Here is a 9,573-nt window from a genome sequence, read left to right as displayed (position 1 = left end):
AATAATGATTAATAAAAATAAAAATGCCATGGATTAATAAAAGGAATAACAATGATGAGCAGATTGTTAACTAGGAAATATAAGAAGTGGTTAACTCCACTTGTTCTAGTTCCAGTGGTCGCACTTACAGCATGTTCCGGTGATGACGGACATGATGGCGAAGATGGTGAGCCGGGTGACATCAATATTTCAATATCTTCAGCCCAGTCTTTAAAAGCTGAAATCGAAAAAGTGACTATTGATGATGCATTACAAGTTTCTTTTGAGTTCTACTTAAGTAATGTCAATGGCGTTGCTGTAAGTGGTCTAGCTGACTTAGATTCGATTCAAACATTAGGTGCGGGTATTGCCAAACTTGGCGATCAACAAAGACGTATTAGACCGTTAAATGAAGCTGACAGTGCCAGCGTGCAAAGTACGGCTGAAACGGATTTATCTCCACAATGGACCAGTTATATTAATAACGTGGTAGAGCCTGGAGAGGTTGCTGATAATGATTTAGAACCGGGCTGGGATAAAAATAAAGGCACGCAGTGGCAAGCAAGCATAGAGTCTACTTGTAAAGAAGCCTGTATTGAAGCCATAGGTAACGGTTTATATCGTTACACATTCTCGCAATCTTTAGACAGCTATTCGAATATTGATGGCATCAATACTGAGTACGTTGCTGAAAACATTCACCGTGTTTATTTAGAGTTGTTGCCTTATTCTGGGGCTACAATTGATACGATGTTGGTTAATACGACATTTGATTTTGATCCACAAACTGGCACAGCCGCTGAAGAAGCAGATAGCCGAGTGTTATTGGCTTCTGAGCAAAGCTGTTATCGCTGTCACACAGCCGATCTGTCTGCAGAGAATAGCTTACTTATGCATGGTAGCAAGCGCTTCGATTATGAAGGCTGTGTAATGTGTCATACCAGTTATTCAGGTGACCCTGAAACAGGTGTAAGCATTGGTATGGCGAGCGTAGTGCATAAAATCCATAAGAGTGATTACTTAGTGATTGGCTATAAGGGCTCAGTTCATGACTACAGTGATTTATCTTACTCAGGTGATATGCATCAGTGTCAGCAATGTCATATTGAAGATGCTGCGCCTCAAGCGGATTTTTATCAATACCCAGGTCAAGAAACCTGTTTAAGTTGTCATGAGAAATATGCGCCAGAAGGCTGGAATGGCACCGCTGTTGGTTTATTCCATGATCGTGATGCATTTCCTGATGCGTGGGCAATGAGTTGTAGTGGTTGTCATCCTGATAGCAATAACCCATTAGGTTCAGCAATATTTCATAATGCCGCGGTCAGTGTGACGGATGCGTTAGCTGAGCAATATCAATTTGCTATTACTGATAGTGTGATTGATGAATTGCAAGATACCTTAACGGCGACCTTAACCTTTAATCAATTAAGTGCTAATCCAGATGTCGATCCTGCAATTGATAACTTATGGATTGTGGCTTCAGGTAATGCGCAGCAAACAGTGATGCCTGAGAATAACGGCCAGCGAAAAGTGTGGGATATTGTATCTGGCGCTGATGATATTACGATGACTAGAGATGGCTCAGTGGTCACTATTATTGTTAAAAATGCTGGTGTTGCTGACTTTGATTTAGATTCAGTAGGCACTCTGTACGCTAAAGTGATGGCGTGTGGCGATAAATCTACTGGCCTTGTGGCTTCTTGTGACGCGCAAGATACTGATTCAAATATTGTGGTTGCAGAAGTTCCAGCCGATAGTGCTGTTGCATTAACGGCGAATGTGTCGGCTTATGCAGAGTTGGTGAACAACCAAAAATGTGCCGCTTGTCATGATGACCAGTTCCAGCAACGTGTAAACGATGCCCACAGTAAAATTTCGACTCCTGGTAATGGTGCTACCTGCGGCGCATGTCACTCACCACAAGTGGCAACCACACTTGCTGATGGTAGTTGTCAAAGCTGTCACACCAATGACATGGTCAAGTATATGAATGCAACGCGCAAGCATACACCGGGTGATGCCAGTGTGAAGGCGTTCAGAACCATCAGTAACAGCTTAGGTTATCGTGAATTAGTGCATTCTTTACATGCTAATACTCGTACAACCGAAGGTTACAGTGGTAGCGAACGAGAGGATATGACTTATCCTGCTGCAGCGAATGACTGTCAGGCTTGTCATGATGAAGGCCAGCTGACTATGGATACTCTGTCTGCGCAAAGTTCAGTTATTGTCGCGACGCCGAATGCGACAATGACGGGTGAAGTGGCTGAGTATTCTCCAACTGTCGCAGTTTGTGCTGCATGTCATAACAATGAAGCTAGTTGGGCTGCCCATGCTCAAAGTTATGGTGGGGTGTTCCAACAAGATGCGAGTTCAGGTGCGATATATCAACCTGGAGATGAATCTTGTCATACTTGTCATGGCGAAGGTAAAGGCTTTGGCATTGATGTGATGCACGGCTTTAATTAACCTAAGCCCTAGCGTTATATTGATAGAAGGTTGTTTGAGTAAAGTCAGTCCGATTTACTTGAACAACCTTTTTTATTAAGACATTTTATCAGTGCCCTTATTGAACATTGTTAATGCTCGTCCGATTTATCCGCACTTCTGTTTGTATCTAACATCTATTTGTATTCAACACATATGAATATCCAAAATATTGTATTTAAACGGCTTAGTCATAATTTACATTAAGAAGGGTATGTCATAACTGATTGTGTTTATTAGTTAAAACTTGTTTATTTCTCTGCCTTCCAATTTATGCAATAGAGTGTGCACATTTTGCGACTGTAATTTTGTTACATAAATCCGTATAATCCCCCTTCAAATGGATTCGCTACGCGCGATTAATCTCTGTGACCTTTGGAAAATAATAATGAATACCCAACCATTCCGTTCAGACATCGGCGTTATCGGCCTCGGTGTGATGGGCAAGAATCTCGCGTTAAACATAGCTGATAATGGCTACCAGGTAGCCGCTTTCGATCTTGACAGTGAAAAAGTTAATGCTGCTATTAATCAAGAAACAGCAGAAAGAAAAGCTGATAAAGCACCCCGAATGCTTGGCTGTAATAATCTTACTGAAATGCTCGCATCATTAGTAAAACCTCGTGTCATCGTGTTATCTGTTCCTGCTGGTGGCCCAGTTGATGGTGTGTGTAATGCACTGATTGATGCCGGTATTGAAACTGACGACATCATTGTCGATACAGGTAACAGTTTATGGACTGATACTGTAGAACGTGAAGCACGTTTTAAAGGCAAATTTGTGTTCTTTAGTTCAGCAGTTTCAGGTGGTGAAGTTGGGGCGCGCTTTGGCCCGTCATTGATGCCAAGTGGTAATAAAGATGCATGGCAATACGTTGCACCTGTCTGGAAAGCGATGGCAGCGAAAGTCGATCCAGAAACAGGGTTACCAATAGAGCGCTTTGAGCCAGGAAACCCTGTTATTGAAGGCGAGCCATGTACTACTTATATTGGCCCTGCGGGTTCTGGTCATTATGTGAAAATGGTACATAACGGTATTGAATACGCGGATATGCAATTAATCTGCGAAGCTTACCAATTACTTCATGATGGCTTAGGATTATCGGCTCATGAAATTGGTGATATTTTTCATGGTTGGAATCAAGGCAGCTTAAACAGCTACTTGATGGAAATCAGCGCTGAAGTATTACAACAAGACGATCCATTAACTGGTAAGCCGTTAGTGGAAATGATCTTAGATAAAGCAGGCCAAAAAGGAACAGGCTTGTGGACTGCGGTAAGCAGTTTACAAATTGGCTGCCCAGCACCAACCATTGCTGAAGCCGTGTATGCGCGAGCTGTCAGTACCCAAAAAGGCTTGCGAGTTGACTTAAGCACTAAGCTTGCAGGCCCAGCTAAGGTTACGTTAACTGATGCAGAGAAAGCCGAGTTTATTGCTAATCTTGAGGATGCATTATATTGCGCCAAAGTCTGTTGTTATGCCCAAGGCTTCCAATTAATGGCGATGGCTGCAAAAGAGCAAAATTGGTCTTTAGATTTTGCTGAAATTGCTAAGATCTGGCGCGCAGGATGTATCATTCGCGCGACGTTCTTGCAGTCTATTACCAAAGCTTACCAAGACGATGCCGAGCTTGCGAATCTTCTGATGGCTAAAACCTTCAGTGATAGTTTATCTGCTAAGCACATGAATTGGCGTAAAACAGTTGCAGCATCAGTTATGCAAGGCATTCCTGCGCCGTGTATTAGTTCTGCAGTGGCATATTACGATAGCTATCGCAGTGAAACGCTACCAGCTAATTTACTACAAGGTCAGCGAGACTTTTTCGGTGCACACACCTTTGAACGCACTGATAAACCTGCTGGCGAGAAGTACCATTTAGATTGGAGTGCAAAAGAGCGCACATTGTCTAAGGTGTAGTCATAAGCAGTTAATTTTGTCGCTTTAAACAAAAGCACTTCTCCGCGAGAAGTGCTTTTTTGTTATCTGTAAGCCCAGTCGTTTTATAATGACTATCTTATGACAACTTAAATAAGGTTTTATTGACATTAAAATATGCAATCTATCTATGACAAAACTTTTTTTGATAAAATTAGTCTCTAATAAAGACTCATTCGTATTTGGTCTGATTTTATATTAACTATTAGTCTTATTTTTTATATTAATAGCAATATTCATGTTTCTCTGTAGTTAACAACCTTGTAACTGAGCCAACTCTAATATAGGTTAAATAAGATACTAATAAAGATGAGGGAGTATGCATGCCAACGAAAACGGATAAGAAAAAAAGACTAGTAGAAGCCATTGAAACTCTTACTTCCGAATATGATAAATATTCTCAAGCCGCTGTAAAACAACTGCCCGCGTTAGAAACCAAGAATAATGAGTCTCTTGAAAAGTTATTAGAAGTGGTATTATTGCGCGAATCACTGAGTCAGAGAACCACTAATAAAGCACCAGCATCAGTAAAGCTAAGAGCTTCAATTGCCGATGTTATTTTGCTCAATGATGACTTTGACAGGAAGTTGATTTCAGCTAATGCCGCTGCTGCCGCAGAAGCCAGTTAACTATTTTAACGTCAAAGTCTTTAATCGGTTCTGAGTGTCATCAATAACAGTAAATAATTTTTGAGACTGTATTGAAGCTAATTAATAAAAGTATTTCTTTTTGAAAAATACTTTATGGTAATTAGTGTGAAGATTGAATTTTAAAATAAATAATAAAGGCTTCTCATTAGAAGCCTTTATGTTGTGATATTTACGCTAAGGTAATGACTAAACCAAGGCTGAATAAGAAACTAAATATCATAGTTAATTTGGCGGTTCGACCTAAGATTGGGTTAAGGGCTTCACCACTGGTATTACTGAATTCACCGCTAAGTTGACGGGCGTACACTAATGCAAGTCCTGCAAGCAATACTGGAATGCCAGGCAAGTAACCCATCAAGAAACCACCAATAATGATCCCGAATGGTAAATACACTAATGCCTGATAAAGCACGCGAGCTTGAGCCTGACCTATACGAACTGCAAGAGTATTTTTACCGGCCTTAGTGTCAGTTTGAATATCTCGGGTGTTATTTACTAGCATAATCGCTGCGTTAAACATGCCGATGGCACTACCTAACAGCCAAGCACTGATGCTAGTGTCGCCAGCTTGAATATAGTAACTTCCCACGACCGCTACCAGCCCAAAGAATACAAATGCAGCCACTTCACCTAATCCATGAGAGGCGAGAGGGTAAGGACCGCCGCTATAACAAACTGCCCCCAATAACGCAGCTACAGCCAAAACTGCGATCGGCCAACCACCATGTACTATCAATGCAGAACCCACGATGAGTGCGAGTACGAGACATAAAATCATGGCATTACGCACGCTATTAGGTGAAATCATACCGCTTTGGGTTACACGGACTGGACCCACACGCTCGTCGGTATCAATACCGTTTTTAAAGTCGAAATAATCATTGGCTAAGTTAACGGCTATTTGTAATAAAATAGCGCACAGCATTGAGATACAAGCAATTGTAAAGCTGAACTGCTCTAAGTGTAGGGCTAAAATATTACCAATTAATAAAGGACCTATTGCAGCAGGTAGTGTGCGAGGTCTGATAGCTAAAATCCAAGATTGCATATATTTAGGGCTTCAGGGTGTCGAGTTAAATTAGGATAGCCTAATAGCATAGCAATTTTTTGGAATTAAGTAAGCGGCTATGATCGCGCTATGAAGTAAAAAGTTGTTGTTATTTTTGCTTAATTTTATCAAATTTTGTTTATATATGAGTAAATTCTAGAATATTTTTACTAATGATGTGTGGTTCTAAGGTAACCTAAGGATATTGAGTTTGGCAGAGCCGCTAGGATAATTATGAGCCAAGTATTAAACGATTTACTTTCATTGCTCTCATTAGAGCAAATAGAACTAGGCCTGTTTCGTGGTCAAAGCCAAGATTTAGGCTTTGGGCATGTATTTGGCGGTCAAGTGATGGGGCAAGCATTAAGTGCTGCAAAACAAACGGTAAGTGAAGATAGACAAGTACACTCTTTGCATTCTTATTTTTTGCGCGCTGGCGATGAAAAGCTACCGATTGTTTATGATGTTGAGAACATGCGTGATGGTGGCAGTTTCAGTGCCAGACGGGTTAAAGCCATTCAAAAAGGGCGTCCAATTTTTTACATGACTTGTTCTTTTCAAGCACCAGAAGAAGGTTACGATCACCAAGCGGAGATGCCTGTTGTTGCTGGGCCTGAAGGGTTATTGAATCAGCAAGAGCTGGCACTCACTATGCGCGATAAAGTACCAGCAAAAATACTTGAAAAGTTTATGGCTGATTCACCGATTGAGATGCGTTTAGTCAATCCTATTCATCCTATCGCACCCGACTCAACAGAGCCGAAGCGCTATGTGTGGATGAGAGCGAATGGTAACATTCCGAGCGATCATAGTGTGCAAGAGTATCTGTTAGCTTACGCTTCTGATTTTAACTTCTTAGTGACAGCGGCGCAGCCACATGGCGTATCATTTCTAACACCAGGTGTAAGAATGGCAACCATAGATCATGCAATGTGGTTTCACCGTCCATTTAATTTTTCCGATTGGTTGCTTTATAGTGTTGAAAGTACCAATGCTAGTGGTGGTCGTGGTTTTGTTAAAGGACAGTTTTTTGATCAACAAGGGCGTTTGGTTGCATCTGCTACCCAAGAAGGCCTACTAAGAATGACAAAAGGGTAAAAAGTATGAAATATGGTTTTAAAGCGCTGCTTTTAGGATGCATGACATTGATGCTGACAGCATGTGTCACTGTTACGCCTGATGAGCCAGTAATCATTAATGGTTATGCAGGCTACTTAGAGAAAATTACGCTGCCACAGAACTGTAAAATTAATATCGCGATTATTGGTTTGAATACCCCAGGTTTGATTATTTCACAAAAAACCTTTGATATTGCCCGCGCACCAGTACCGTTTAAGTTTACTTTACCGGCTGACAGTATTGATAACGATATTGAATATGGCGTGGTTGCGATGATCATGTATCAAGATAGACCGATTTTTCAAACTTACGAAAAATTCCCAGTGATTAATAATGATAAGTTCACGACCGAAGTTATTATGAAAAAAGTTGAGCGTTAGTTTCGTTCCAGCTCTTAGCTAAACCTCAAAAATGTAGAGTACGTCTTAATGTTTATTCTTTGGAATTAAGACGTAACTCACATCTTCCAAAGTCGTGAATTGCATAAGTTGTATATCACGCAATAATCAAATTTCATTTCTTTTTATTCGAGGCTTAAGTTGTGCCTGAATTGCGTGCGGTAAATGAAGTTGATCAATCAAGATCTGAGCTTCGCCTTATCTGGGCTTTGTGTTTAGCCTCTATTGTTGTTTATATCAATTTATATGCTGTGCAAGGCATGTTGCCATCCATTGCTGAGCATTTTGATGTTACAGGCGCCAATGCGACGTTAATTCTTTCTGTGACGAGCTTCTCTCTTGCCTTTTCTTTATTAATTTATGCCGTGATCTCAGATCGTATTGGCCGTTTGGCGCCGATAATGGTCAGCTTATGGTTGTTAGTCGCGTCTAATATTTTACTTATTTACGCAAAAGATTTTGATGCTTTGCTAATGGTGAGGTTATTACAAGGGGTTTTGTTAGCCGCAGTACCTGCTATTGCGATGGCATATTTTAAAGATCAATTACCAGCGAGCTTTTTATTAAAGGCTGCTGCTATTTATATTATGGCCAATAGCTTAGGGGGTATTGGTGGCAGATTAATGGGGGGCTTACTGTCGCAATATTGCACATGGGAGCAAGCAATGACGGTCAATTTCGCCGTGACTTTAGTGGGTATTTCCATAGTGACCTATCTGCTTCCAAGAAGAGAACTAAAGCCAGAAAAAACACAAACCTCAATCGGTGTGCTTGCGAAAATCAAGCAAGACGTGGGTGGTTTTATATACCACTTAACCGATAATCAAATGCGTTTAGTTTATGCCATTGGCGGGCTGGCATTTATGATGATGGTAAACCAGTTTAGCTTTATCCAGCTGCACTTAATGGATGACCCTTATCGCTTTAGTCGTTTTGCTGCCACGTTAATTTTTCTTTGTTATTTGAGTGGTACATTAACGTCTTACTTTTCTGCTAAGTGGGTAGTAAAGTTTGGTGCACTTCGTTTATTTAAAGGTGCATTACTCGTCATGCTGGTGGGGACGTTATTAACCTTAATAGATACCTTACCTGCGATTATAATTGGTTTTTTACTGACAGCCAGTGGGTTTTTCTTAACTCATAGTTGTTGTAATTCATTTGTAGCTATCAGAGCGTCTACTCATCGAGCAAAAGCAACCTCGCTCTACCTTTGTAGTTATTATCTTGGTGCGGCGCTTGGAGGGCCTTATTTGATGCTATTTTGGCACCAGTTAGAATGGCAAGGTGTTGTTATCGGATCTTGTGGGCTTATTTCATTACTTTGTGTCGCAATTATGCGCCTAACTTATCATCAATCAAAGGCTGATGACTTAGCAGTACGAAGCTAAGGGATATTAAAAATTTTATATGAGAGGCCAATAGGCCTCTTTTTTTGTGCCTGCTTTTTATCGCATGTGAACAAAACAGTTTTATAAGTGATTTTTAACCAAAGAATTTGTTTCGTGTTTATGCTCCCTCGTTTTTATCTATGTGGATTAAAGCTTTAACTGCACTCATGAACGGCACTAAAGGTGCACTTTTTACTTTATCCTTAATTCCACGTGCTACGTCAAGAATGGGCTACAAATGAGCCTAACTTGGAACCTTAGATGGACATGAAAATCAATGAACTACTCTTAAAGTCATTTTATCTTGAGGCTGAAGATTAAATATTGTTAGTGACATGCAGCAAGTTGAATTTCATCTTGGATTGAAACTTAGACTTGTATAGTTAGAAAAGATAATTAGGAGATGATTGGCTATTAAGCCACAACAACATTAGCATTTAGCTAGCTTTAACATACTTGGAAACTGGTTTGTTGGTCGTTGTCAGCTAAATTTTAGACATAAAAAAACCACAATTAAGTGGCTTTAATAACTCTTAAAAAAAGAGAGTGGTATCCCCTAGGGGAT

General features: G+C 40.5%; 7 protein-coding genes. 6 read left to right on the top strand and 1 reads right to left on the bottom strand.

Going from position 1 to position 9,573, the window contains the following annotated elements; all coding sequences use genetic code 11:
* The first annotated feature begins 51 nt into the window (after window positions 1-51).
* From BCU84_RS19035 to BCU84_RS19025, 3 genes are all read left to right on the top strand, one after another.
* Window positions 52-2,451: an OmcA/MtrC family decaheme c-type cytochrome gene (locus BCU84_RS19035; protein WP_102529628.1), complete on the top strand. Its 2,400-nt coding sequence runs from the start codon at window positions 52-54 to the stop codon at window positions 2,449-2,451.
* Between the two features lie 406 nt (window positions 2,452-2,857).
* Window positions 2,858-4,387 (top strand): NADP-dependent phosphogluconate dehydrogenase, encoded by a 1,530-nt coding sequence (gene gndA, locus BCU84_RS19030; RefSeq protein WP_102529627.1) that lies wholly within the window; start codon window positions 2,858-2,860, stop codon window positions 4,385-4,387.
* Window positions 4,388-4,728: 341 nt separating this feature from the next.
* On the top strand, window positions 4,729-5,034 hold the full coding sequence (locus BCU84_RS19025) for a hypothetical protein (RefSeq protein WP_102529626.1): 306 nt from the start codon (window positions 4,729-4,731) through the stop codon (window positions 5,032-5,034).
* 190 nt (window positions 5,035-5,224) lie between these two features.
* Here BCU84_RS19025 and BCU84_RS19020 read toward each other — a convergent pair whose 3' ends face one another.
* A complete protein-coding gene (locus tag BCU84_RS19020) occupies window positions 5,225-6,103 on the bottom strand; it encodes a 1,4-dihydroxy-2-naphthoate polyprenyltransferase (protein WP_102529625.1) in 879 nt (292 codons plus the stop codon).
* A 234-nt stretch (window positions 6,104-6,337) separates the two neighbouring features.
* Between BCU84_RS19020 and tesB the strand changes: the two genes are divergently transcribed.
* The 3 genes from tesB (at window position 6,338) to BCU84_RS19005 (ending at window position 9,008) form a co-directional block, all read left to right on the top strand.
* Window positions 6,338-7,201, top strand: a complete 864-nt coding sequence (gene tesB / locus BCU84_RS19015; protein ID WP_102529624.1) for an acyl-CoA thioesterase II — start codon at window positions 6,338-6,340, stop codon at window positions 7,199-7,201.
* A 5-nt stretch (window positions 7,202-7,206) separates the two neighbouring features.
* On the top strand, window positions 7,207-7,602 hold the full coding sequence (locus BCU84_RS19010; RefSeq protein WP_102529623.1) for a YbaY family lipoprotein: 396 nt from the start codon (window positions 7,207-7,209) through the stop codon (window positions 7,600-7,602).
* 170 nt (window positions 7,603-7,772) lie between these two features.
* Window positions 7,773-9,008: an MFS transporter gene (locus BCU84_RS19005; RefSeq protein ID WP_102529629.1), complete on the top strand. Its 1,236-nt coding sequence runs from the start codon at window positions 7,773-7,775 to the stop codon at window positions 9,006-9,008.
* Window positions 9,009-9,573: the final 565 nt, after the last annotated feature.

Origin of the sequence: Shewanella sp. 10N.286.51.B7, assembly GCF_002873615.1 — a bacterium.
In the GTDB taxonomy this organism is placed as follows: domain Bacteria; phylum Pseudomonadota; class Gammaproteobacteria; order Enterobacterales; family Shewanellaceae; genus Shewanella; species Shewanella electrodiphila.
Note: the sequence above shows the minus strand (reverse complement) of the source record. Positions and strands in the feature narration are given on the sequence as shown.

Excerpts from the sequence above, each read along its gene's own strand:
- BCU84_RS19035 (WP_102529628.1), top strand. The coding sequence starts at position 52 with ATGATGAGCAGATTGTTAACTAGGAAATATAAGAAGTGGTTAACTCCA.
- BCU84_RS19025 (WP_102529626.1), top strand. The coding sequence starts at position 4,729 with ATGCCAACGAAAACGGATAAGAAAAAAAGACTAGTAGAAGCCATTGAA.
- gndA (WP_102529627.1), top strand. The coding sequence starts at position 2,858 with ATGAATACCCAACCATTCCGTTCAGACATCGGCGTTATCGGCCTCGGT.
- BCU84_RS19020 (WP_102529625.1), bottom strand. The coding sequence starts at position 6,103 with ATGCAATCTTGGATTTTAGCTATCAGACCTCGCACACTACCTGCTGCA.
- tesB (WP_102529624.1), top strand. The coding sequence starts at position 6,338 with ATGAGCCAAGTATTAAACGATTTACTTTCATTGCTCTCATTAGAGCAA.
- BCU84_RS19010 (WP_102529623.1), top strand. The coding sequence starts at position 7,207 with ATGAAATATGGTTTTAAAGCGCTGCTTTTAGGATGCATGACATTGATG.